The 24,321-nt window shown below is 64.0% G+C and carries 15 protein-coding genes and 2 pseudogenes; 12 read left to right on the forward strand and 5 right to left on the reverse strand.

Annotated features, from left to right (window positions below; genetic code table 11):
* Window positions 1–3 precede the first annotated feature (3 nt).
* Complete coding sequence (locus NLM33_RS39210; RefSeq protein WP_254103731.1) at window positions 4–924, reverse strand: LysR family transcriptional regulator; 921 nt, start codon at window positions 922–924, stop codon at window positions 4–6.
* Window positions 925–1,020: 96 nt separating this feature from the next.
* On the opposite strand from NLM33_RS39210, the gene NLM33_RS39215 reads away from it, so the two are divergent.
* The 5 genes from NLM33_RS39215 to NLM33_RS39235 all read left to right on the forward strand — a co-directional run bounded on the left by NLM33_RS39215 (window position 1,021) and on the right by NLM33_RS39235 (window position 7,012).
* Window positions 1,021–1,461, forward strand: a complete 441-nt coding sequence (locus NLM33_RS39215) for a DoxX family protein (RefSeq protein ID WP_254103732.1) — start codon at window positions 1,021–1,023, stop codon at window positions 1,459–1,461.
* A gap of 373 nt (window positions 1,462–1,834) precedes the next feature.
* On the forward strand, window positions 1,835–2,866 hold the full coding sequence (locus NLM33_RS39220; protein ID WP_254103733.1) for a TRAP transporter substrate-binding protein: 1,032 nt from the start codon (window positions 1,835–1,837) through the stop codon (window positions 2,864–2,866).
* 7 nt (window positions 2,867–2,873) lie between these two features.
* Window positions 2,874–4,727, forward strand: a complete 1,854-nt coding sequence (locus NLM33_RS39225) for a TRAP transporter large permease subunit (protein ID WP_254103734.1) — start codon at window positions 2,874–2,876, stop codon at window positions 4,725–4,727.
* A 14-nt stretch (window positions 4,728–4,741) separates the two neighbouring features.
* Window positions 4,742–5,719 (forward strand): hydroxyacid dehydrogenase, encoded by a 978-nt coding sequence (locus NLM33_RS39230; protein WP_254103735.1) that lies wholly within the window; start codon window positions 4,742–4,744, stop codon window positions 5,717–5,719.
* Window positions 5,720–5,923: 204 nt separating this feature from the next.
* On the forward strand, window positions 5,924–7,012 hold the full coding sequence (locus NLM33_RS39235) for a C45 family peptidase (protein WP_254103736.1): 1,089 nt from the start codon (window positions 5,924–5,926) through the stop codon (window positions 7,010–7,012).
* A 31-nt stretch (window positions 7,013–7,043) separates the two neighbouring features.
* Here the strand turns inward: NLM33_RS39235 and NLM33_RS39240 are convergent, their stop codons facing one another.
* Window positions 7,044–8,204 carry an ABC transporter substrate-binding protein gene (locus NLM33_RS39240; RefSeq protein WP_254103737.1) on the reverse strand — a complete coding sequence of 387 codons (1,161 nt, stop codon included), beginning with the start codon at window positions 8,202–8,204 and terminating at the stop codon, window positions 7,044–7,046.
* Window positions 8,205–8,491: 287 nt separating this feature from the next.
* Here NLM33_RS39240 and NLM33_RS39245 point away from each other — a divergent pair.
* Window positions 8,492–8,752, forward strand: a pseudogene (locus tag NLM33_RS39245) (histidine kinase); the annotation flags it as partial.
* A gap of 146 nt (window positions 8,753–8,898) precedes the next feature.
* Here the strand turns inward: NLM33_RS39245 and NLM33_RS39250 are convergent.
* Window positions 8,899–10,028, reverse strand: a protein-coding gene (locus tag NLM33_RS39250) for an IS3 family transposase (protein WP_254095161.1) whose coding sequence is annotated in 2 segments (ribosomal slippage) — window positions 8,899–9,776 and window positions 9,776–10,028 — 1,131 coding nt in all. Because the reading frame shifts where the segments join, the coding sequence is not laid out codon by codon here.
* Window positions 10,029–10,117: 89 nt separating this feature from the next.
* Between NLM33_RS39250 and NLM33_RS39255 the strand changes: the two are divergent.
* From NLM33_RS39255 to NLM33_RS39275, 5 genes and pseudogenes are all read left to right on the forward strand, one after another.
* Window positions 10,118–12,289 (forward strand): annotated as a pseudogene (locus tag NLM33_RS39255) (EAL domain-containing protein); the annotation flags it as partial.
* Window positions 12,290–12,407: 118 nt separating this feature from the next.
* Complete coding sequence (locus NLM33_RS39260) at window positions 12,408–13,709, forward strand: MFS transporter (RefSeq protein WP_254103739.1); 1,302 nt, start codon at window positions 12,408–12,410, stop codon at window positions 13,707–13,709.
* Window positions 13,710–13,869: 160 nt separating this feature from the next.
* Window positions 13,870–16,446, forward strand: a complete 2,577-nt coding sequence (locus tag NLM33_RS39265; protein WP_254103740.1) for an EAL domain-containing protein — start codon at window positions 13,870–13,872, stop codon at window positions 16,444–16,446.
* A 271-nt stretch (window positions 16,447–16,717) separates the two neighbouring features.
* Window positions 16,718–18,406, forward strand: coding sequence for an arylsulfatase (locus NLM33_RS39270; protein ID WP_254103741.1), 1,689 nt, complete (start codon window positions 16,718–16,720; stop codon window positions 18,404–18,406).
* 253 nt (window positions 18,407–18,659) lie between these two features.
* Complete coding sequence (locus NLM33_RS39275) at window positions 18,660–19,949, forward strand: ABC transporter substrate-binding protein (protein ID WP_254103742.1); 1,290 nt, start codon at window positions 18,660–18,662, stop codon at window positions 19,947–19,949.
* 49 nt (window positions 19,950–19,998) lie between these two features.
* Here the strand turns inward: NLM33_RS39275 and NLM33_RS39280 are convergent, their stop codons facing one another.
* Window positions 19,999–21,897, reverse strand: coding sequence for an adenylate/guanylate cyclase domain-containing protein (locus NLM33_RS39280; protein ID WP_254103743.1), 1,899 nt, complete (start codon window positions 21,895–21,897; stop codon window positions 19,999–20,001).
* A gap of 373 nt (window positions 21,898–22,270) precedes the next feature.
* Window positions 22,271–22,879: a TetR/AcrR family transcriptional regulator gene (locus NLM33_RS39285; protein WP_254103744.1), complete on the reverse strand. Its 609-nt coding sequence runs from the start codon at window positions 22,877–22,879 to the stop codon at window positions 22,271–22,273.
* Between the two features lie 122 nt (window positions 22,880–23,001).
* Here NLM33_RS39285 and NLM33_RS39290 point away from each other — a divergent pair, with 122 nt between their 5' ends.
* Window positions 23,002–24,240, forward strand: a complete 1,239-nt coding sequence (locus tag NLM33_RS39290; RefSeq protein WP_254103745.1) for a cytochrome P450 — start codon at window positions 23,002–23,004, stop codon at window positions 24,238–24,240.
* The last annotated feature ends 81 nt before the right edge of the window (window positions 24,241–24,321 follow it).

A 24,321-nucleotide genomic window follows, 5' to 3' on the forward strand; every position in this document is an offset into this window, starting at 1 on the left:
CGGTCAGTACAAGCCACGATCCCAGGGCGGCTCCGGCGAAAAGCGCGCCGCCAGGAAATCGATGAAGGCGCGGACCTTCGCCGGTGGACGCCGGTCCGGCAGATAGACCGCATGCACCGCCGACGACTGCATTTCCGGCTGGTCGAGCTTCAGTGCCACCAGGGTCCCGGCGCGCAGATCGTCGGCGACGATGAAGGTCGGCTGCCGCGCGAGGCCAAGGCCGGCGAGGCTCGCCGCGCGCAGCGCATCGCCATTGTTGGCGCGGAGGTTGCCGTTGACCTGCACGCGGATCTCGCCGTCCGCGCCGAACAGCCACTCGGCGGCGCTCGCCTGCTGTGACAGCGTGTAGCCGAGGCAGTTGTGGGTGGCGAGGTCCGCGACGGTGCGCGGGGTTCCGTGCTTGGTGAGATAGGACGGCGCGGCGCAAACCACGAGGCGGTTCGGTGCCAGCCGCCGCGCCATCATGCTGGAGTCGCGCAAGCGCCCGATGCGGATCGCGAGGTCCCAGCCTTCCTCGGCGAGATCGACCAGCCGGTCGTTGAGGCCGAGCTCGGTCGTGACCTTCGGATGGCGCTCGGCAAATTCGCCGAGCAGCGGCGCGATCTGCCGGGTGCCGAACACCACCGGCACGTTGACGCGGAGCAGGCCGCGCGGCTCGACCCGTTCGGCGGCGACCGCGGCGTCGGCGGTCTCCATGTCGGCCAGGATACGCTCGGAGGATTCGAGATAGCTGCGCCCGGCCTCGGTGATGGACAGCCGGCGCGTGGTGCGATGGAACAGCTTGATGCCGAGGCGGCCTTCAAGCGACGCAACGTGTTTGGTGACCATGGTCTGCGACAGGCCCATCGCCCGCGCGGCGCCGGACAGGCTGCCGACCGCCGCCACCTTGGCGAAGACTTCCAGGCTGGTCAGGCGGTCGAGCAATAATCTCACTCTCCAGGTGTGAACTATTCTTCCGAAATAGCAGATTATCACTGAATTGAGAATAGATCATAAGGTCGGCAATCAAAGGAGACCACTATGATCGATTCCCGTACCGCGCCCTATGCGGCGCTGGTGTTGCGCGTGACGCTGGGTGCGCTTTTTCTCGCCCATGCCAGCTTGAAGTTTTTCGTCTTTACCCCCGCCGGGACCGCAAAGTTCTTCGGCAGCCTCGGCTTTCCACCCGAGCTCGCCTATCTCGTGATGACGGTTGAGGTGCTGAGCGGCGTCGCCCTGATCCTCGGCGTGTGGACCCGCTACGCCGCGCTCGCCGGCATTCCGATCCTGCTCGGCGCCATCTTCACCGTGCACGGCGCGGCCGGCTTCTTCTTCACCAATCCGAAGGGCGGCTGGGAATTCCCCGCCTTCTGGACCATCGCGCTGCTTGCGCAGGCCCTGCTCGGCGATGGCGCCTTTGCGCTGCGCCCCTCGCGTCAGGACGATGCGGTCGGCCAGTTGAGCGGCGCGCATTCGCGCTAAGTTCGTTCGCAAGGACAGATCGAGAGACAAGGCTGCGGGATCGCGTCCCGCAGCCTTGTCGCGTTTGGTTGAGTGACAAGCGAACGCCGAGTGCAATCAATATGACTTCTGCATCGATCCATACCTGAATTGGATCGATCGGTTTTGGGCCTGGCGGAGCGCGGCATCATTCACCGCGCGCCGCGCGGCTTGCTGGAAACAGCGCAAACATAGGCCAATCGCGCGTCTCTTCGCCGAAACATCCACGCTTGCCGCCCTCCGGGTGCCACGAGCCGCTACCCTTGCCTGCCTTGTCGCTTTGGCCCTACAGTCAACGAAACGGCTGCGGCAACGACTGCGGCACAAAATAAAAAAGACTTGGGGAGAGAGCACAATGACGTCAGTGCCAGTGAGCCGTCGCGCGTTCATCAAATCCTCGACGGCGGTAACCGCCGGCCTCGTATTCTCTCCCGCCATCATCGGCCGCGCCGAAGCCGCGACATTGAAGCTGAAATGCTCTTCGTCGCTGCCGAACGATCCCAAATTCGCCAACGGCCGCGTCTACTACGACAATCTCGTCAAGAACCTGAAGGCGAACGGCCTCGGTGAGCAGGTCGAGGTCGCCTTCTTCCCCGACAACCAGCTAGGCCAGGAAATCGACGTCATCAATTCGGTGAAGCTCGGCGTCATCGACCTGATGGTGTCGGGCTCGTCGATCTCGGCCAATCTGGTGCCGCTCGTCGGTACCTTCGACCTCGGCTATCTCTTTGCGAGCTTCCCGCAGCAGACCAAGGCGTTCGATGCCGGCGCCGCCAAGCCGATCGAGGATGCGCTGCTCAAGGGCGCCAACATCCGCATCATCGCCTGGGCCTACAATTTCGGCTCGCGCAGCGTGCTGGCGAAGAAGCCGGTAAAAACGCCCGAGGACCTCGCGGGTCTGAAGATCAGGACGCTGCCAAATCCCGTCATCACGGAATGCCTGCGGTTGATGGGCGCCGCCGCGACGCCGCTGGCGTTCGGCGAAATCTACACCGCGCTGCAGGCCGGCGTGCTCGACGGTCTGGAGCACGATCCGCCGACCATCCTCGCCAGCAAGTTCTTCGAAACGGCAAAGTTCTATGCGCTGACGCAGCACAACTTCTCACCGCTCGCGATCTACTTCAGTGACATGACCTACAATCGCATGGATCCGAAGCTGCGCGACGGCTTCATCGATGCCGCGAAGAAGGCGGCGGCCGATACGCGCACGCATGGGCTTGCGGTCGAGAAGGAAGCTCTGGCAGCGCTGACCGAGAAGGGCGTGACGGTTGCCGAATGCGACCGCGAGGCGTTCAGGAAGCGCGTCATGCCGCAGACTGACAACTTCATCAAGACCCGGCCCGAATCCAAGCCCGTCATCGACATGATCCGCGCGACCCAGGCCTGAGATGACGATGACAGCCGCCGCGTCTCTCTCAGGCGGACGCCGCGGGAGCATTGCCCTCTTGCTGCGCCTGAGCGACGCGATCGCCGCCTTCCTGCTGGCCGCCGACCTCCTGGTGGTATGCGTCTCGGTGCTGCTGCGCTTCCTGTTCAACGCACCGGTCGAATGGTCCGACGACGTCGCGCGCGGTCTGATGGTCGGATCGGCCTTCTTTGGTGCAGCGAGCGCGCTCGCGCGAGGCGAGAATGTCGGCGTGTCTTTTTTTCGTGACCTGCTGGCTCCGCGGCTGCGGGCGCTGGTCGATGCCGCGAGCGCGCTGCTGATCGTGCTGATCTCGGCCTACGTCGCGTTCAACGCGATCAAGCTGGGGACGCTGACCTCAGGCCAGACCACCGGCTCCGGGCTGCCGCTCGAACTGACGTTCTATCCGATGGGCGTCGGCGCGTTGTTCATGACGGTGTTTGCGATCGATCAGCTTTGCGCAAGGCCGCTGTCCGAGATCGCCAAGGGCCTCGTCGCGATCGTCGTGGTCACCGGTCTCTATCTCGCCTGGGACGCCCTGCTGCCGTCGTCGGTGCCGTCATCCGGCACGGTGATGCTGATCGGCTTCTTCGTCACGCTGTTCGGCGGCCTGCCGATCGGCTTCGCGCTGGCGCTCGCGGCGTTGATCTTCATCTGGGTGGAGGGCGCGCTGCCCGGCGTCATCTTCGCCCAGCAGATGGCGCGCGGCATCGACAATTTCGTGTTGCTCGCGATCCCCTTCTTCATCCTGGTCGGCTATCTCATGGAAGCCAACGGCATGTCGGTGCGGCTGATCGAGCTGCTGCAGCGTGCGGTCGGCCGCATGCGCGGCGGCCTCAATGTCGTGATGGTCACCTCGATGGTGCTGTTTTCCGGCATCTCCGGCTCCAAGATGGCCGATGTCGCCGCCGTCGGCTCGGTGCTGATCCCGGCGGCGCGCCGCTCCCGGCAGAATCCGGGCAGCGCCGTGGCACTGCTCGCGGCCTCCGCGGTGATGGCGGAAACCATTCCGCCCTGCATCAATCTGATCATCCTCGGCTTCGTCGCGAACCTCTCGATCGGCGGGTTGTTCATGGCGGGACTGCTGCCGGCGGCCCTCATGGCGCTAGTGCTGATCGCCGTGTCCATCATCTTCGGCAAGCCGCCGGCGGCGACCGAGGACGCCGAGCCGCAGATTCCAGTTTCTGGTCTCTGGAGCGGTGCGATCGCATCCTTCGGCCTCATCTTCATGATCTTTGCCGGCTTCAAGACCGGCTTTGCGACCGCGACCGAGATCTCCGCCTTCGCCGCGGCCTATGCCATCCTGGTCGGCAGCCTCGTGTTCCGGGAGCTCACGCTGAAAGCCGCCGCGCACAGCTTCGTTCAGGCGGCGACGCGCGCGGGGCTCGTGCTCTTTATCGTCGCGGCCGCGCAATCGCTGGCGTTCACGCTGACCTTGCAGCAGGTCCCGCACGCGGTCGGTGACTTCATGCTGGCCTTGTCCAAGACCTCTGGCGTCTGGCTGTTCATGCTGCTCGCGATCCTCGTGCTGATCGTGATGGGCTCGGTGCTTGAGGGCGCGGCCGCGCTGATCATCTTCGGGCCGCTGCTGCTCCCTGTCGCAGTCCAGCTCGGCATCGATCCCCTGCATTTCGGCGTGGTGCTGGTCATCGCGATGGGCATCGGCCTGTTCGCGCCGCCACTCGGGCTCGGCCTTTACGGCGCCTGCCTGATCGGCAATGTGCCGATCGAGCGGACGGTGAAGCCGATCATGGGCTATTTGGGGCTGTTGATGCTCTGCCTGCTCGTGATCGCCTTCGTGCCGTCGATCTCGACCGCGTTGCCGCGCGCATTCGGCTATTAGAGGGAGTTGTCACCGTGAAGGTTCTGCTGGCCCACACGCCGGAGATGCGCAAAAATTATTACGGCGAGCGCAGCCTGAAAGGCTTGCAGGCGTTGGCCGAGGTGATCCTGCATGAGGGCGACCAGCCGCTCGATGCCGCCGGCCTCGTCCGTGCCGCCGAGAACGCCGACATCATCGTCGCCGACCGCATGACCGAAGGGCGCGGCGAGATCTTTGCGCAACTGCCGCGCCTCCGTGCCTTCGTCCGCTGCGCCGTCGACATCCGCAACGTCAATGTCGAGGCCGCATCAGAGGCTGGCGTGCTGGTGACGCGCGCTGGTCCCGGCTTCGTGCAGGCGGTGGCCGAGCTCGCGCTTGGCTTCATGGTCGATCTCTCGCGCGGCGTGTCGCGAGCCACGGCGGATTATCAGGCGGGCCGCAAGGTAGAGGCGCGGATGGGCCGGCAGCTCGCCGGCAGCAGGCTCGGCATCATCGGCTTTGGCAGCATCGGCCGCTATCTTGCCGAGGTCGCAAAGGTGCTGCGCATGGAGGTGCTGGTCGCCGATCCCTTCGTGGCGATCGAAGATGCCGCGATCAGGCACGTCCCGCTCGACGACCTCCTGGCGGCATCCGATTATGTCGTCTGCCTTGCGATTGCCAACGAGCAGACGGAGAATCTGATCGGCGCGGCAGCGCTCGCGCGCATGCAGAAGCACGCCGTCTTCATCAATCTCTCGCGCGGTAATCTCGTCGATGAGGCGGCGCTTGCGGCGGCACTGCGGGAGAGGCGCATCGCCGGCGCCGCGATGGATGTCGGCCGCGCGCCGGACCAGATGCCGTCGCCGGAGCTGGCGCGGCTGCCGAACGTCGTCGCCACGCCGCATGTCGGCGGCCTGACGCCGCAGGCGATCGAATATCAGTCGCTGGAAACCGTGCGGCAGGTGGAGGCGATCATCAAGGGCGAGGTCCCGCCGGGCGCAGTCAATGCCGAACGCTGGGCACGCCGTCCGTGAAGCGTACTCATAAAGACGTTGATGTCAGCTTCCTGGCGGTCAAGCGGAAATCCTTCGGCTGACGCTTTTGACCCGAACACACATGCGGTCGGCAGCTGTGAAATCAGATGTGCTACGCCCGCAGGCCGACTTGCGACTGCTGGGTGGTAGGTTATAGAGGCAGTAATCCACGCGTTCGAAATTCGACTCACCTAAGGCACCACGATGGCGTCCGCTGCCAAGACGCTGCGCGTCAGCTTTGTGCAATGTCGCGGCACGCCTTACGAGGTCGGCCGCGCGCAGGCTGATGCCTTTGCGGCGACGCGCAAGGGCAAGGCGTTTCTCCGCCGCAAGAATGTACGTCTGCCGTGGTGGCTCAATATTCGTACCGAGGAGCGCGCATTCAGGACTTATGCGCCGGCGCTGTGGGAGGAGATCGGCGGGATCGCCGAGGGGCTCAACATCCCGATGGAGCAAGCGGTCACCTATTTCGGCAATGACGGTTTGCGGATGCCGACCGGCGGCTGCTCGGCTGTCATGAGCGGTGGCGTATATGGCCGCAACTATGATTTTCGGCCACGAGGCTACGAGGCACGCTTCGCGCTCGTCCAAGTGCGCGGCAGCTACGCGAGCATCGGCGGCAGCCACCAATTGACTGGCCGGCTGGACGGCATGAACGAGCACGGGCTCGCCATCGGCCTGCATCTCGTGAAGGCGCGACCGCGATCGCCCGGCCTCACCAGCGTGCTGCTGGTCAGGCGGGTGCTCGATAGCTGCGCGACGACGGCGGAGGCAATCGCCCTTCTGCGTCGCACGCCCCACGCCATGCAGTACAACTACTCGCTGCTCGATGCCGGCGGCGTGGCCGCAGTGGTCGAAGCTGGGGCCGGGGCGGTCGCGGTACGCGGTGGCGACTGGCTCGCTTGCACCAATCATTTCCAGACGCCGCAACTGAGGCGCTTGAACCGCCGCGTTGCGCACTCGATTGACCGGCTGCCGCCGCTCGAAGGCTGGGCCGCGCGAGAGCTCAGTGCCGAACAGACATTCACAGCGCTGAACCTTTCCGCCTCGCCGGCCTTCCACAACTACGGCAACGCCCAGACGCTGCACACCCTCGTCGCCGAGCCGGCCAACCGACGGCTCCTGATCGGCATCGGCGGCAATGCCGCCGCGCTCGATGAGGATATGCTGGACGTTGATTTCAAACTGTGGGTCGCCGGTGAAGATCTGCCGACCAAGCAGCTCAAGGGGCAGCTCGGCTTGGGTCGGCTATCGCCCCGGCGAACGAGAGCGAGGCTATGGCGCAAGGTCTGAGCCGGAAGCGGATGGATTTGCGAGTACAAGCCTAGTGGATCGGCCTGAACGTCCCGTCCTTCTGGATCATCGTCAGAAACACTTTTGGTGGCGTGTCGATCATCCGTACGCCCACGGTGATGCTGCTGCCGCTGATCTCGAAGCGGCCGACGTCGTTGACGACGCGCAACAGCCGCGCACGCGTCGGGTTCGGTCCGGCCTTCTCCAGCGCGGCGGCCGCAAGGCGCGCGGAGATATAACCTTCGAGCGACACGAAGTCCGGCGTCAGCGTCGGGTCGAACGCCGTCTGCGCTGCCTGGTAGTCGGCAACGAGCTTTTGCGACGCGTCCCAGGGAAACGGCACGACCTGCGAGACGATGACGCCTTCGCCCTCGGGCCCGAGCTCCTTGGCGAGCGCATTGGCGCCGACGAAGGAGATGTTGACGAAGGTCGGATTGAAGCCGCTGCGGTGCACGAGCTTGATGAACTCCGCGCACGGCCCATAAGTCCCGACCATGACGATGGCTTCGGGCTCGGCGCGCCTGAGCATCCGCCAGGCCGAGGCGACGGCCTTGGTGTTGCGCTCGAAAGTGCCTTCGGCGGCAAGCTCGAGGCCGCGCTTGGCGAGCGCGCGTTTCACGCCCACGAGACCGTCGCGGCCGAAGGCGTCATCCTGGTAGAAGATGCCGATGCGGCTGAACTTGCGATCCTCAGTGAGATGCCTGATCCAGGCCTCGGCCTCCGCGCCATAGGAGGCGCGGATGTTGACGACGTTGGAAAGCTCCAGGTCGCGCAAGAATTCCGCGCCGGTGAACGGGCCGATGAAGGGAACGTTCCTGAGGCTGGTGATCGGGATGGTCGCCATCGCGGTCGGCGTGCCCACTGCGCCGATCAGTGCGAACACCTTGTCCTCGTCGATCAGCCGCAGCGTCTGCGCCACCGATCGGTCGGGATCATAGCCGTCGTCGCGGCTGATCAATTGCAGCTTGCGGCCATGGACGCCACCTTTGGCGTTGATCTCGGTGAAGGCGGCGACGATGCCTTGCCGCATGCGCTGGCCGAGCGCGGAGGAGGGCCCTTCGAGCGCCGCGGCCTGGCCGAACAGGATCGCATCGGTGCTGACGCCGGACTCCTCGCTTGCCGCCGCCGTCGCACCGAATGCGGCCAGCACAATGGCCAGAACGATGCATGTCGCGGAACGGACTCGTGTCATGACGGCGTTGATGCGGGATTTTGCGGGATTTACGGGAGAAAGATAGTGCCGCCGTCTGAACAGCTCGCTAATCGCAAGGCTGATCGCGCCCCGTATTACTCCGGTGAATCCGCGCAGATTGTTTCCATGATGCAACGACTTGCGGGTGAAACGTTAACTAAGCCCCGCAGTCGCGGCGGGCGCCGCAGTGAAATTGTGCAGTTCTTAACCGAGCCCCATGTCCGATCGTCGTCCTGACGGCTCAACCAGAAGTTCGATCCGTCACGCCAGAGGGACGGCTGAGAGAGATGGGCGATCGCGATCAGAATGATCAGGATCGGAAACGCGTGATCGGGCGATGGCGTCCTGCGCCGCTGTCCGGGCTCTATCGTCCTGCGCTCGTCGCAGCAAGCCTCGGCATCTTGTTCTCGGTGGTGGGTGCGGCCGCGGTCGCGCGCTGGGAGGACCGCGTCAGCAAGGTCGAGTTCGAGAGCGCGGCCGAAACCGAAGCCATCGTCATGCAGAACGGCATGAACGAATATATCAGCCGGCTGGTGGCGCTGCGCACAGAGCTGGCCCCGGTTGTTTGGACAGCGCCCCGCGAAAATTAAGTGGATTCCTGCCGGGTTATGCTGAAGGCGGGGCTTTACGATTTTGCTGTGGCGTCGGGAGGGCGTAAGCCCGACCAGAGCCGCAGCAAAATCGTTGGCGACGATCATGCGGCCGTCACCATCGTTTGCGCGCCGAAGTAAGCCTCGTCGGGCGTGCGTTCGTCAAGGCTCGAGTGAGGACGTCCTCGGTTGTAGAACGCCAGATATTTGGAAATCGATGCTCGCGCCTCGAGCACGCTGTCGTAAGCACGCAGATAGACTTCCTCGTATTTGACAGTGCGCCACAGCCGCTCGACGAACACGTTGTCGCGCCAGGCACCCTTGCCGTCCATGCTGATGGCGATGTTCGCGTCCAGCAGCACGCCGGTGAAGTCGAGGCTGGTGAACTGGCTACCCTGATCCGTGTTGAAGATCTCGGGCCTGCCGTGCTTCGCCAACGCCTCCTGGAGCGCTTCGACGCAGAATATCGTCTCCATCGTGATCGATACGCGATGGACCAACACCCGTCGGCTGAACACATCGACGACCGCCGCGAGGTAGACGAATCCACGTCGCATCGGAATGTAGCTGATGTCCATTGCCCAGACCTGGTTCGGCCGCTCGATCTTCAATCCGCGCAATAGGTACGGGTAGATCTTGTGGCCCGGTGCGGGCTTGCTCGTGTTCGGACGGCGATAGATCGCCTCGATCCCCATGCGCTTCATCAGCGTCGCGACGTGGCGGCGGCCAATCTGCATGCCCTCACGCTGCAACAGCGATCGCAGCATGCGCGCCCCTGCGAAGGGATAATCGAGGTGCAGCTCATCGAGCCGGCGCATCAAGACAAGGTCCTCGGCCGAAACCGGCCGAGGTTCATAGTAAACCGTACTGCGGGCAAGGTTCAGGACCTTCGCCTGGCGCACGACAGACAGATCATGGTCGCGGTCGATCATCGCTTTGCGCTCAGCAGGCCCGCCTTGGTGAGCGCGCCGGACAAAAAATCGTTCTCCAACGCAAGCTCGCCGATCTTGGCATGTAACGCCTTCAAATCGACCGGCGCCTCGGCCGGTCCGTTGTCCTGCCCAAACACTCCGGCGGCGCCTTCCAGGAGTTGGGTCTTCCAGGTCGTGATCTGGTTCGGATGGACATCAAACAATTGCGCCAGCTCGGCCAACGTCTTCTCCCCCTTCACGGCCGCCAAAGCCACCTTTGCCTTGAATGCCGGAGAATGCGTCCGGCGACTCCTCTTCGTCATCTTCGCTCCTGATTCGCGGCAAGAAGCCTCGCCGCTCTCAGGCAGAAAATCCACTCAAGCTACTGTCCGAATTTGCGGAGCCAGCTCTCACCCTGTTCGAATCGGCCAACGATGAAGTCACCCGCAGCGAGTTCGAGACGTTCGCGGGCCGGCTGTTCGAGCATCACCCGGGCATGCTCCGCGTCGCCTGGCTGCCGCGGATCAACCGCAAGGAGCGCGGCGAATACGAGGCCGCCGCGATCGCGGACGGCGTGTCCGGCTATCGTATCAAATCGCTTCAGGACGACGGCTTTGCGACCGCGCCGCAGGGCGATGAGTATTTCCCGGTGTTCTATTCCACGCAGCCGAAGACCTCGTCGGTCTACGGTATGGATTACGCGACCATTCCGGATCGCTATGCCGCGATCGAGCGCGCGCGCGACGGTGACCGGATCGCGGCGCTGCGCACGCGACTCTACGAGCCGCGGGAAGGCGGCCAGTCGCCGAACGTTCTCGCCGTCGTCCCCGTCTACGCCAAGGGCACCTCGCGCGACACGGTTGCTGATCGCCGCCGCAACCAGGCGGGAGTCCTCGGCGCCGTGTTCGATTTGCCGCTGCTGCTGCGCGCCATCCGCACGACGACGGCGGCAAGTCCCGCGATCAGCGTCAACGTCTATCCGCCTTTCACGGGTCAGATCGTCAGCCTCGAGCAGTTGCTGCCGGATTTCTCGTCCTCCGCCACCGCGCCGCAATCGATGAGCGACGTGTCGAAGGGCGTGCACTGGTCGGGCAACTTGCGGATCGGCGACACCGATTGGCAGGTGCGCGCCGTGCCGACTGCCGGCGGTCCGCTGGAAACCGCCTATGACCGCGCGCTCACCGTGCTGGTCGTCGGCATGCTTCTGACGCTGTCGCTGGCGAGCTACCTCGTGCTGGCGAGCCGCAATTCGCGGCGGCTGTCGCTGGCCAACCGCCGGGTGCTCGAGCTCGCCCAGACCGACATCCTGACCGGCCTGCCGAACCGCGCCTTCTTCCTCGCGCGGCTGGACGAGATCAACCGGCAGATGCGCGAGGACGGGCTGACCTTCTCGATCCTGATGCTTGATCTCGATCGCTTCAAGAACGTCAACGACTCGCTCGGTCACGGCGCCGGCGACCTCTTGCTGCGCCAGGTGGCGCAGCGCCTGAAATCCGCACTGCGCCAGAGCGACGTGCTGGCGCGGCTCGGCGGCGACGAGTTCGCGATCATCCAGGAAGGCTGCGACGATCAGCGGGTATGCTCGACCGAGCTCGCGAGCCGGATCGCCAAGCTCGTCGCCGAGCCGTTCTTCCTGCCCGGCCATCGCGTCGAGATCGGCACCAGCATCGGCATTGCGATCGCGCCGGAGCATGGCAGCAACCAGGAACAGCTCCTGAAGAAGGCAGACCTTGCGCTCTACCGCTCGAAAGCGGCGGGGCGCAACTGCTTCACCATCTATGACGAGGCGATGTCGGCCGAGCTCGAGGCGCGCAATATGCTCGAGGGCGATTTGCGCGACGGCATCGCGCGCTGCCAGTTCGAGCTGCACTACCAGCCCTTCATCGATGTTGCCAGCGGCGAGCGCCGCGGCTTCGAGGCGCTGGTGCGCTGGCGTCATCCGACACGCGGGCTGATCCCGCCGGACCAGTTCATCCCGCTCGCGGAAGAGACCGGGTTGATCGTGGCGCTCGGCGAATGGGTGCTGCGGCGCGCCTGCGAGGACGCGGCGTCATGGCCCTCGGACGCGCGGGTTGCCGTCAACCTGTCGCCGGTGCAGTTCAAGGAAGCCGAGCTGTTCGACGTGATCTGCGCGGCGCTGGAGGATTCCGGCCTGCCACCGGAGCGCCTCGAGATCGAGATCACCGAGTCCGTTCTCCTGGAGCGCGGTATCGAGAACCACGCCTTCATCGAGCGGCTCAAGAGCATCGGCATCGAGCTGGCGCTCGACGATTTCGGCACCGGCTATTCGTCGCTCAGCTACCTGACGGCGTTTCCGTTCGACAAGATCAAGATCGACAAGTCCTTCATCAGCAATCTCAGCCATCGGCCGCGCAGCTCGGCCATCATCTCCTCGATCGTGACGCTGGCGCGCGGCCTCGACATGTCGGTGACCGCCGAGGGCGTCGAGACCAGCGAACAGTTCGAGCGGCTGAAGGGGCTTGGCGTGAATTTCGCGCAAGGCTACCTCCTGGGACGGCCGCAGCCGATCGAACGGATCGCGCCGGAGCCGCCGGTCTCCGGCTCGCGGCTCGACGCGGCCTGAGACCCGTCGCCGCGCAAAGGCCCGTCGCACGCAAGCGTGGCCCGGGCATGCGCGAAAAGCGCTTGACCCGGACATCCCCGGATGATCGGAAAGATCGTCCAGGGATGAAACCAACAAAATGCGGCTTCCGTTTTTCTATGGCTGGGTCGTGGTCGCGGTGACCTTCGTCACCATGGCCATCGGGGTCAATGCGCGCACCGCCTTTTCATTGTTCTTTCCTCCCATTATCTCCGAGTTCGGCTGGGAGCGCGGCGTCACCGCGGGCGCCTTCTCGTTCGGCTTCGTGATCTCGGGCGTGGTCAGCCCGCTGATCGGCCGGCTGATGGATCGCGCAGGTCCCCGCGCGGTGATGGAGGTCGGCGTCGCGCTGATGAGTGGCGGATTGCTGTTTGCGCCGCTGACGAGCCAGCCCTGGCATCTCTATGTCACCATCGGCGTCATGGTCGGCGCCGGCAGCGTCTGTCTCGGCTATTCCGGCCAGTCGCTGTTCCTGCCGAACTGGTTCATCCGCAAGCGCGGCTTCGCCATCGGCATTGCCTTTGCCGGCGTTGGCATCGGCTCGGTGACGTTGCTGCCCTGGGTGCAGCACATGATCGAGCGGAGCGGCTGGCGCACCGCCTGCACCGCGATGGGGCTCTTGCTGCTGATCGCGCTGGCGCCGATCAACCTGCTCTTGCGCAAGCGGCCCGAGGATCTCGGTTTGCGGCCCGACGGCGATGCCGCGCCGTCGGCAAGCGCGGCAAAGCCCGTTTCCAACATCGTCGATCCCGTCTGGGCCGGGACCGACTGGACGCTGAAGAGTGCGCTGCGCACGGCGCGGTTCTGGTGGATCGCGCTCGGCTATTTCTGCGGCCTGTACATCTGGTACGCGGTGCAGGTGCATCAGACCAAATTCCTGCTCGATATCGGCTTCAGCCCGAGCGTCGCAGTGTGGTCGCTGGGCGCAGTCAGCCTGCTCGGCATTCCCGGCCAGATCCTGCTCGGCCATGTCTCCGACCGGATCGGCCGGGAATGGGTCTGGGTGGCAAGCTGCGCTGGCTTTGCGATCTGCTTTGCGGCGCTGATCGCGCTGCGATACCAGCCATCGTTGTGGCTCGTCTACGTCATGGTTTTCGCGCAAGGCGCGCTCGGCTACGGGCTGACCTCGATCATGGGCGCTGTGGTGTTCGAGATCTTCCAGGGCAGGCACCAGGGCAGCATCTTCGGCGCCATCATGTTGATGGCGTTGGCGGGCGGTGCGGCCGGTCCCTGGCTCACCGGCGTTCTCTACGATCTCGCCGGCAACTACACGCTCGCCTTTGCCATCGCGATGCTCGTCAGCGGATTGTCGGCGCTGTCGATCTGGCAGGCTGCGCCTCGCAAGGTGAGGGCGGTCGCTGGCCGGCTGCACAAACTCCAGCCCGAAACCGGCGCCGGATAGGTTCGCTTTGCTTGGCAATTCCGCGGCTCTCCTTTGCGGAATCTTAAGCATGTCTCTTCTTGGCAAGCCGACGCCAGGTAGAGCGAACCTCTTGGACACCATCGGACCGCTAGGCTCGCCGCCCTTGTCGCACGCAGATGCGACGCGCCTGGGTCCAACGATGTCCGCCGACGATTGCCCCGCGATCGGAACTCCGGAAGTCCTGCTGGCTGCGCTGGAGCTGGCCGAGGACGGCGTTGTCATCGTCGATGCCGACCGCAGGATCACGCATTTCAACGCAGCCGCGGAGCGGATCTGGACGCTCCCGCGTGCAGACGTGATCGGACGCGACGCAGCCGTGCTCGCGCTCAAATGTCTGGACGACCCGACTGCAGCGGGGTTTCGCGACGAGATCAGCCTCGTGCGCTGCGACGGCACGCGGATCAGGGTTGCGATATCGCTTTCGTCGATCGGTACAACCCATTACGCGGTCTTCGCGCGCGACGTTACCGAGGAGGCCGAACGCCGCGTGCGAATCGGACTGCTCAACGCGGTGTCCGACCAGACCAATCGCGCGGTGATCATCACCGATATCGAGTTGAAGATCCGCTACACCAACGCGGCCTTCGCCACCGTGTTCGGCTATGCCTCCGATGAGGCCGAGGGGCGCCGCGTGAGCGAGCTCCTGGCCGGCCGCCACACCAACCGCAGGGCGCTGGTAAAACTCGGCAGGCGGTTGATGGCGGGTGGCCGGGGCGGCGAAGCCGAGGTGATGCTCTACAGCAAGGATGGCGAGGAGATCTGGGTTGCGGCCAGGATCGATGCCTTCCGAGATCGCAAGGGCCGCGTCAAGCATATCTTCGCCCTGCTCGAGGATATCACCGAAACCAAGCAGCTGCGATCGCTCCAGCAATTGATCACGTGCGCGCTCGCCGACGAGGTGCCGATCACCGAGATCGCCGACCGGCTGTGCCGGCGCGTCGAGGAGATCGCGCCCGACGTCGTCTGCTCGCTGCTTCACGTCGATGCCGCCGGCTCCGTGCATCCGCTCGGCGGTCCCAGCCTTCCCGAGGAATATTCGCGCGCGCTGGACGGCGTCGCGATCGGACCCGATGTCGGCTCCTGCGGAACGGCGGCCTATTACGGCAAGCCGGTGCTCGCCGTTGATATCGACAAGGATCCGCGCTGGCAGCCCTACAAGGCGATGCCGCTGTCGATCGGCTTGCGCGCCTGCTGGTCGACGCCGCTCAAGTCCAAAGACGGAAGGGTCATCGCCACCTTCGCCTTCTACTATCGCGAGCCGCGCGCGCCGAGCCGCTGGCACCGACGCATCGTCGATGCCTGCGTCAATCTCGGTGCGCTCGCGATCGAGCGCAAGGAAGCGCGCGCGGAGATCGCGCGGCTTGCCTATCACGATATCCTCACGGGCCTGCCGAACCGCGTGCAACTGCGCCACCTGATCACGGCGGCGATCGACGGTTGTCGCCCGGGCAGCCATGTCGCGCTGGCGTTTCTCGATCTCGACCATTTCAAGGACGTCAACGACACGCTCGGCCACGCCGCGGGCGACGAGCTCCTGGTCGAGCTGGCGCATCGCCTGCGCGCGCAGATCGAGCCCAGCGACATGCTCGGCCGGCTTGGCGGCGACGAATTCGTCATCCTGCTGCCGAACCGCGACGCCGAAGGTGCCGCGCGCGTCGCGAGCCGGATCACCGAGGCGCTGGCCGAGCCGCTCCGGGTCGGTGCGCGGCAGATGCAGATGTCCGCCAGCATCGGCATCAGCCTCTATCCCGATCACGCCACCGATATCGACACGCTGATGCAGCAGGCCGATGCGGCGATGTACAAGGCCAAGCAGGCGGGACGATCCACCCATCGCTTCTTCAGCGTCGACATGAATGGACATGCCGAGCAGCGGCTCGTCCTGACCGCGGCGCTGCGCCGCGCCATCGCCGAGGGTAAGCTCAGCCTGCGCTACCAGCCGCAGATCCGCACCGCCGACGGCGCCGTCCATGGCGTCGAGGCACTGGCGCGCTGGCACGACGCCGACCTCGGCGACGTTTCGCCGGCCAGGTTCATTCCGCTCGCAGAGGAATGCGGCCTGATCGAGCAGATCGGGCTGTGGTCGATCCGCGAGGCCTGCCGGCAGATGGCGAGCTGGCGCCGTTCCGGGCTCGACATCCCCTGCGTGTCGGTCAACCTCTCGCCGATCAACTTCCGCAATGTCGTGCTGGCAAAGCATGTGGGAAGCGTCCTCGCCGCGCATGATCTGCCGCCGGGCGCGTTGATGCTCGAGATCACCGAGGGCGCGTTCATGCAGGAGCGGGCGGTTGCGCTCGAGACCATGAAGGCGATCCGCGAGCTCGGCGTCGGGCTTTCGCTGGACGATTTCGGCACCGGCTATTCCAGCCTGAGCCGGTTGGCGCATTTGCCGATCCGCGAGCTGAAGATCGATCGCAGTTTTATGCGCGATATCGAAGCCGATGCCGGTGCGCTCGCGATCGCGACCGCGGTCGTGCGCGTCGGCCAGGGCCTCGGCATGACCGTGGTCGCCGAAGGCGTCGAGACCGAGGCGCAGCGCAAGGTGCTGGCCGAGCTCGGCTGCGACGTCGTGCAGGGCTTTCTCTACGCGCCGGCGCTGATACCCGTCGCGTTCGAGCGCTGGCTGATCGAGCACAGCGCCGAGCAGGCGAGGGCGATGCGCGACCATCTCGATCGCGCGTCGGCCGATGCAGCGCTGGTCAAGCGCACGGCCTGACGGCAACAACGCTGGGGTGCGTGCTCATGAAGGCGATGTCGCCTTCCGGGGTCCGCGGAAAGTCTCTGCTCGGGTTGAGCTTTGCCGGCTTTGATCCGAACCGGACCTGCCTTGATCTAGATCAATAGGAACGGCGGGCCGCTTCTGTTTCCTCTGTGCCCGATGTCCCCCAAAGCTGACACCGCGCTCGCTGAGTAGGACATCGATCCAATCGATTGCTACGGCGGCGTGCGTTCGCCGCGAGAGGATTTGTGCGTCCCTGGAGCAAGTGATGCAACAGTCTGATGACACGACTCATGTCGTTCGGCCCAGCCGCCGCAATCTTCTGCTCGGCACGTCGACGCTGGTCGCAGCGGCGACATTGAGTTCCGGTGCGTTGGCGCAGGCGCAGAAGGCCGCGCCCGCCACGGCGCCAGCGACAGCTGCGCCGTCCACTCGCAAACCGAACATCCTGGTGATCTTCGGAGACGACATCGGCTACTGGAACATCAGCGCCTACAGCCGTGGCATGATGGGCTACCGCACGCCCAATATCGACCGCATTGCCAAGGAAGGGGCGATGTTTACCGACCTCTACGCCCACCAGTCCTGCACGGCAGGCCGTGCCGCGTTCATCACCGGACAAAGCTGCTTCCGGACGGGCTTGCTCAAGGTTGGCCTCCCGGCTGCAAAGGAAGGACTGTCGGAGAAAGACCCGACACTAGCCGACCTGCTCAAACCGCTCGGCTACGCCACAGGTCAATTCGGCAAGAACCATCTCGGCGACCGCAACGAGTTTCTGCCGACCGTGCATGGCTTCGACGAGTTCTTTGGCAATCTGTACCACCTCAACGCGGAAGAAGAGCCGGAGAACCCGGATTATCCGAAGGCCTCCGAGTATCCCAATTTCCTGAACAGATACGGCCCCCGCGGTGTCCTTCACACGTTCGCGACTGAAGCGGATGATCCGACCGAGGATCCAAGGTTCGGCCGTGTGGGTCGGCAGAAAATCGAAGATACCGGCCATCTCACCAAAAAGCGTATGGAGACGGTGGACGAAGAGTTCCTCGGCGCGGCCATGGCCTTCGTCGACAAGAACAGCCGCGCCAATAAGCCCTTCTTCTGCTGGTTCAACGCGACACGCATGCACATCTACACCCACCTCAAGGCGTCTTCGCAGGGCAAGACCGGTCTCGGATCGGAGGCCGATGGCATGGTTGAGCACGATGGCATGGTCGGCCAGCTGCTCAAACAGCTTGACGACCTCGGCATCGCCGACAACACCATCGTCATCTACACCACGGATAACGGTGCCGAAGAGTTCTCGTGGCCCGATGGCGGCACCACGCCGTTTCATGGCGAAAAGAACGCGAGTTGGGAAGGCGGCTACCGCGTCCCCGGCATGATCCTCTGGCCCGGTCTCGTCAAACCCGGCACCGAAGTCAACGACATCTTCTCACATGAAGATTGGGTACCGACGCTGGTGGCCGCCGCGGGCGAACCGGACGTCACGCAGAAGCTGCTCACCGGCTATCAGGCAGGACCGAAGACCTTCAAGGTCCATCTCGACGGCTACGATCAGCGCGGCTTGTTGGCCGGCACCGGTCCAAGCAAGCGCAAAGAATATTTCTACTGGACCGATGACGGCAATCTCGCTGCCCTGCGCTATGATCGCTGGAAGATATTATTCCTGGAGCAACGCGCGAAAGGTCTCGACGTTTGGCAGGACCCGCTTATTCCGCTTCGCCTCCCAAAGCTCATGGACTTGCGCGCTGATCCCTTCGAGCGGGCCCAGTTCGAGGCGGGAGAATACGCCAAGTGGCGCGTCGAGCGTGCATTCGTTCTCGTTCCAGCGCAGGACATAGTGGGCCAACATCTGCAAACCTATGTCGAGTACCCGCCGCGGCAGAAGCCCGGCAGCTTCTCGCTCGACCAGGTGCTGGCGAAGTTGCAGGAAGGTGGCGGCAGCGGCAAGCACTGACGCGGCTGCCCCATGCAAGCCACGGCATTGCGCTGGCCGGCGAAATCCGGTCGGCGCTGCCTTTCGATCAAACGATATTGCCTTGCTGGACTGCCCGAATTCCGGACCCGGCTCGCTTTGGCGCGGATTTCCGAGTCTGACCTAACTCGGACATTGCGAAGGCTTTGATCTGATCCTTTGGATTTTCGTGCGAAACCGGTCCGATAACGAACGAGCGGTCGGACGCGAATCGTCCTTCATGGAGGGAGGATATATGCCGAAGGTGTCGGCCTGGCTCTGCCTCTCGCTTTGCGCCGGATTGCTGGCCGCGACCGCGGATGCCACCCAAACCGAGCGTCTGGTCTTTCTGTCGACCCAACTGCGGCCGATCGGGGAGGCACAGAAGATGCGCAACTTCGTCCTCAAGGAGTTCCCGCAGGAGGTCGACTACGTCACCGATCTGCCACAGCGATTTGCAATGCGAGTAGAGGCAGAGCGACAGGCCGGCATGCACACGATAGATGTTGTTGGCGCGCTGCACGGCGAACTGCAAGCGCTGGTGCCGCTTGACGCAATGGTCCCGCTCGATGACCTCTCCAAGAGGCTGGCCGGACGCGGCATCCCGGATCCGCTGCTGACGCTCGGAAAATTCGGCACCGCGCATCAGCTCTATATCCCATGGATGCAAGCGAGCTACATCATGGTCGCCAACAAACAGGCGCTGCCTTATCTGCCCAGTGGGGCGGACATTAATGCGCTCAGCTACGACCAACTCGCGACGTGGGCCAGCACACTCCAGCAGAAGACAGGCAAGCGCCTGCTCGGCTTTCCGGCAGGCCCGCATGGGCTGATGCATCGCTTTTTCGAGGGTTTCCTTTATCCGTCCCATACCGGCGGGGTCGTGGTTCCGTTCCGCTCGGAGGCGGCCGAAGCGATGTGGATGCAGTTCGCGTCGCTATGGAAAAGCGTCAATCCGAACTCAACCAGCTACGATTTCATGGCGCAGCCCTTGCTGTCTGGCGAGGTCTGGATCGGCTTCGACCACATTGCCCGCGTGCTCGACGCCCTGCGCCAGAAACCGAACGAATTTGTCGCATTCCCTGCTCCCGCTGGACCCAAGGGGCGCGGCTACATGCCGATTCTGGTCGGCCTGGCGGTGGTGAAGGGCACACCCGGCATGGCCGAAGCGATGGCACTGATCGACTACCTGACCCAGCCTGAAACGCAGATCACCTTGGCCCGTACCGTCGGCTTTTTCCCGGTGGTGAAGGCAAAGTTGCCAGCGGATCTTGATCCCGGCCTGAGGATGGGCGCCGATGCGATTGCCAAAATGCAGTCGGCGAAGGACGCGCTGCCCGCGCTGCCGCCGATCGGCTTCGGCCAACGCGACGCCGAGTTCGACAGGGTGTTCCTTGAGACATTCCAGCTAATCGTTCTGCGCGGTCAGAAGGCGCGCCCGGTGCTCGAACGTGAAGCCGAGACGCTGCAGCGCCTGATGAACGAAAGCGGTGTGCCGTGCTGGCAGCCCGATCCCCCCGGTCGCGGCGCGTGCCAGGTCCAATAGCGGGAGGCTCGTCATCACGTGCACGGCGAGCCGCAACCAAAGGGCGTATTTACGCGACTGCTTCGATCAACTCGTAGACGCGCGTTTCCGTCGTCATCCCCTTGGCGGTTACCGAGGCGATGAGCTCAAAACGAAAGCGCTGCTCGACCCGCGTGTACACGGCCTCGCTGACAAGGATCGTCGTCCCATACCCCTTGTTGAGCCCTTCGAGGCGAGCAGCAAGATTCACGCTGTTGCCCAGTACCGTATAGTTCATGCGTTCCGTTGAACCGACATTTCCCACCACGGCATCCCCGAAATGGATTCCAAGGCGAACGACGAACGGGGGCAGCCCCTCGGCCTCGAATTGAGCATTGAGCGCGTCGCTCGCCGCCTTGGCCGAAAGGGCGGCCCGGCAAGCCCGCTCGACATGATCGGGCTGCAATTGGGGAGCGTTCCAAAATACCATCACCGAGTCCCCGATGAACTTGTCCACGGTCCCGCCTTGGGCAAGAAACGCTTCCGTCAACGCGGCGAAATGGCGCGACGTTTGGCGCATCAAACTGTCAGGGTCGGCCGCTTCGGCGATCCCGGTAAAATTCGTGACGTCGGTAAACAGGATGGTCACCTCCCGCCTCATTCCGCCGAGCTCGGTGGAAATCGAGCCATCAACGATTCCTCTGACGATATCCTTCGGGACAAAACGAGCGAATGACGAGATGCTGCGCCGGGCAACCGCCATCGTCCTGCCGAGTTCGTTGATCTCTGCGATGTTCGATGTGACAGGAGCATCGCGGGGCGCCGCTAACGTTTGGAGTCTGCTTGCCTGGGCGGTTATCCGTTTCAGCGAAGCCGACATTTGGCCGCCGAAGACCCAGGCCGCGGGCACGAAGCAGCCACCTACGATCAAGGCAATGACTATTCCTCTAATCTGCAGCTTTCGTACGTTCTGCGCAAAATCGTCTTCAGCCGCAAACAACAGAGAGTAGCCGCTGTATCCGCCTCCTTGAGAAAATTTCTGCAAGCGAAAGAGGTAATCTCGTCCATCTTCGCCCCGCATGCTGCCTTCCAACTGCCCGCGGCCGTCCCATGTCCGCATGACCGCGCCGACCAGTCCGGTCCGGATTTCCCAAATTTCGGGGAGCTGCGGACGCGAGGGATGCTTCCTCGCATCCTCCACGAGCCGGGCGAAGTCCGGGTGGGCGATAAGTACGCCGAACGAGTCGAAGATGATGGCTGTTCCGTGCTCCCCGGGGCGTTGCCCGTGGACCAACTCGCTGAACTTATCAAGCTTGAGGTCGGCGGCAATGACACCGCGGACGTGCCCACGCAGAGGGGCGCTCAAGGTGATCATCGCTGTGCCAATGCTGAACGAAGCATACGGCGCCGAGACAACAGCGCTACCCGCCTGCATCGTATCACGATACCAGACTCGCTTCCGTGGGTCGTAACCATAGTCCCGCAAATCGAGCTGGCCGGTCTTGTTGCCTTCCTCGTCTTCGAAGATTCGGCGCATCGGTAGTGCTCCGTCGGAGGTCGGCCGGACCAAGTTGACATTGTAGACGGCCTCGGGGGGTGCCCCTAACTTTTCACGCTCCACCGGGCTTAGGACGTCAACGCGCCGGACTTGAAGCCAGCAACCGTTTTCGTACCCGACATAGAAGCTATCCGCCTGTGGCAGCTTGTGTAGAGCGGCTCTGAAGAGAACGATCGCACTATCTTCCTCACCCCTGTCATCGGAGTCGGCGAAAGAGGGATTTGATGACAGCACGTCAACGACGGCACTCAGTCCCGAGACCTCTGCCTCGAGGCGGCTAAGGGTGTTGGCACTGGCGGCGTCCATTGCGGCGGACGCCGCTGCTCTTGCTACCGCATGAAAAGTCGCGAGTTCGGTGAATACCAGAGATGCGGTCAGAGCTGCGATGAAGGCTATCACGGCCGCTGTGATTGCGATCCTGAACGTGAACATCTCAATTGGTCCCCTCGCTTCACTACCGGAAACCAGTTTGAACTCATTGTTACCTCCCTTTCGCACCTCCCTGGTTTGTCGCGACTGTCGGCGGCAGCGTGCGCTGCTCCGGTTACAAGGAATGGCGCGTCAGGGATGCTATCGCGGAATATGTGGCCTCACCATGTCGGCATGACTTGTCTGCTCTCGCACCGCGCCCGGGCCGGTGCCATGCCACCACGAAATCAATCAGAAGGCTCGCCTCGAGGCTGCTCTTGTACCGCCGCTGTTGGCCCTCAGCAGCGGTTGGGGAACGTCCGCTATTCCGCCGCTATCAGGGCCACAGCGGACGTCCGCGCGTCGATCTGCGGCAAAGCGTTCATGAGTATGCGCCCTAGACTGACGAAAGCCCCATCGCGCGGCGAAGATCGCTGATGGCGCGCAGGAAACTGTCGGCCGGCGTGGTCTCGGGATCGATCAGCCGGTGCAGGCGGAAACCGTCTTCTAGCGCCAGCACTACGGCGGCGGCCCAGGACGGGTCCTGCACCTTGTTCGTGCCGCGGACTTGCGCGCCCTGCACGATATCGGCGACCAGCTTGCGCCGCGCGCGCAGGCGCTTGGCAAGCTCGGGCCTGCGCTTCTCGGCGCGCGCCACGTAGAGGATCATCTCCATGTGCAGGAGCGGGGAGCGGCCGAGCGGATCGCGCCGGTTGCGCTCCATCGACCTCAGCGCCGCAATGAAATCGTCGAGATCGGTATGCTGCGCGAGCAGGTCGAGATTGCGCCGGATCGACTGCTCGACATGGTCCTCGAGCATGGCGATGATCAGTTCGTCCTTGCTGTTGAAGTTCGAATAGAACGCGCCGCGCGTGAAGCCGGCAGCAGTGGCGATCGCATCGATGCTGGCGCCGCCGATGCCCTGGTCCTCGAACACGTGCGCGGCCGCCTCGAACAGCTTGTCGCGGGTGTCGTCCCTGGTCGGCCTGGTCCTCACTCTTGACATCCCTGCATTTTAGTTGAGAATGCAACTCAATACAATAATGTATCGAGTTTCATTGGGGATGGTCACGCCGCATATCTCTTGGGCACCGGCGTGGTCGATGCGGCGAACGATTTGAGGTCACCATGAACGAGCATACGCAGCCGGCGGCAAGCGATCCGCTGTTCAATCCGCTGGCCCCCGACTTCATCAGGGATCCCTATCCCCATTACGAGCGGCTGCGCGCGGTCGATCCGATGCATGTGACCCCGTTCGGTTCCTTTTTGGCGAGCCGACATGCCGAGGTGAGCCTCGTGATGCGCGACAAGCGCTTCGGCAAGGATTTCGTCGAGCGCAGCAAGCGCCGCTACGGTCCGAAGATCATGGAGGAGCCAGTCTTCCGCAGCATGAGCCACTGGATGCTGCAGGCCGATCCGCCCGACCACACCCGCCTGCGCGGTCTGGTCGTGAAAGCTTTCACCGCGCGCCGGGTCGAGGACATGCGGCCGCGGATCCAGGAGATCGTCGACCAGACGCTCGACGAGGTGATCGATCGCGGGCAGATGGACCTGATCGAGGATTTTGCCTTCCGCCTGCCGGTCACGATCATCTGCGACATGCTTGGCATTCCCGAAGACCATCGCGAGGTCTTCTACAAGGGCTCGCGCGACGGCGGACGGCTGCTGGATCCCGTGCCCCTCTCTCCGGAAGAGATCCGCCAGGGCAACGCCGGCAACCTGATGGCGCAGATGTACTTCCAGCAGCTCTTCGAGCTGCGCCGCCGCAATCCGGGCGAGGACCTCACCACCCAGCTCGTGCAGGCCGAGGAAGACGGCCACAAGCTGACCAATGAGGAACTGACAGCCAACATCATCCTGCTGTTCGGCGCCGGCCACGAGACCACCGTCAATCTGATCGGCAACGGCTTGTTGGCCCTGCACCGCAATCCGGACCAGCTCGCGCTGCTCAAGGCCCGACCGGAGCTGATCGGCAACGCGATCGAGGAGTTCTTGCGCTACGATTCCTCGGTGCAGATGACCGGGCGCGTCACGCTGGAGGATATCGACGATCTCGGCGGCAAGCGGATCCCCAAGGGCGAGACCGTGCTGTGCCTGCTGGGCTCGGCCAACCGCGATCCGGCCGTCTACCCTGATCGCCCCGACCGCCTGGACATCGTCAGGGAGAACGTCAGGCCGGTGTCGTTCGGCGGCGGCATCCATTTCTGCCTGGGCGCCCAATTGGCGCGCATCGAGGCCGAGATCGCCATCAACACCCTGCTCAGGCGGCTGCCGGACTTGCGGATCGACGACGTCGAGACCCCCGAATGGCGGCCGACCTTCGTCCTGCGCGGCCTGAAGCGGCTGCCGGCGAGCTGGCAGCGTTAACCTCCGCGCGCAACAGTCGCTGTGACTTCGCCATACTTGCCCCTATATAAGGGGCAGTTCCGGCGCGGCTTAGGCTTCGAT

This window comes from Bradyrhizobium sp. CCGUVB1N3 (genome assembly GCF_024199925.1).
Classification (GTDB): domain Bacteria; phylum Pseudomonadota; class Alphaproteobacteria; order Rhizobiales; family Xanthobacteraceae; genus Bradyrhizobium.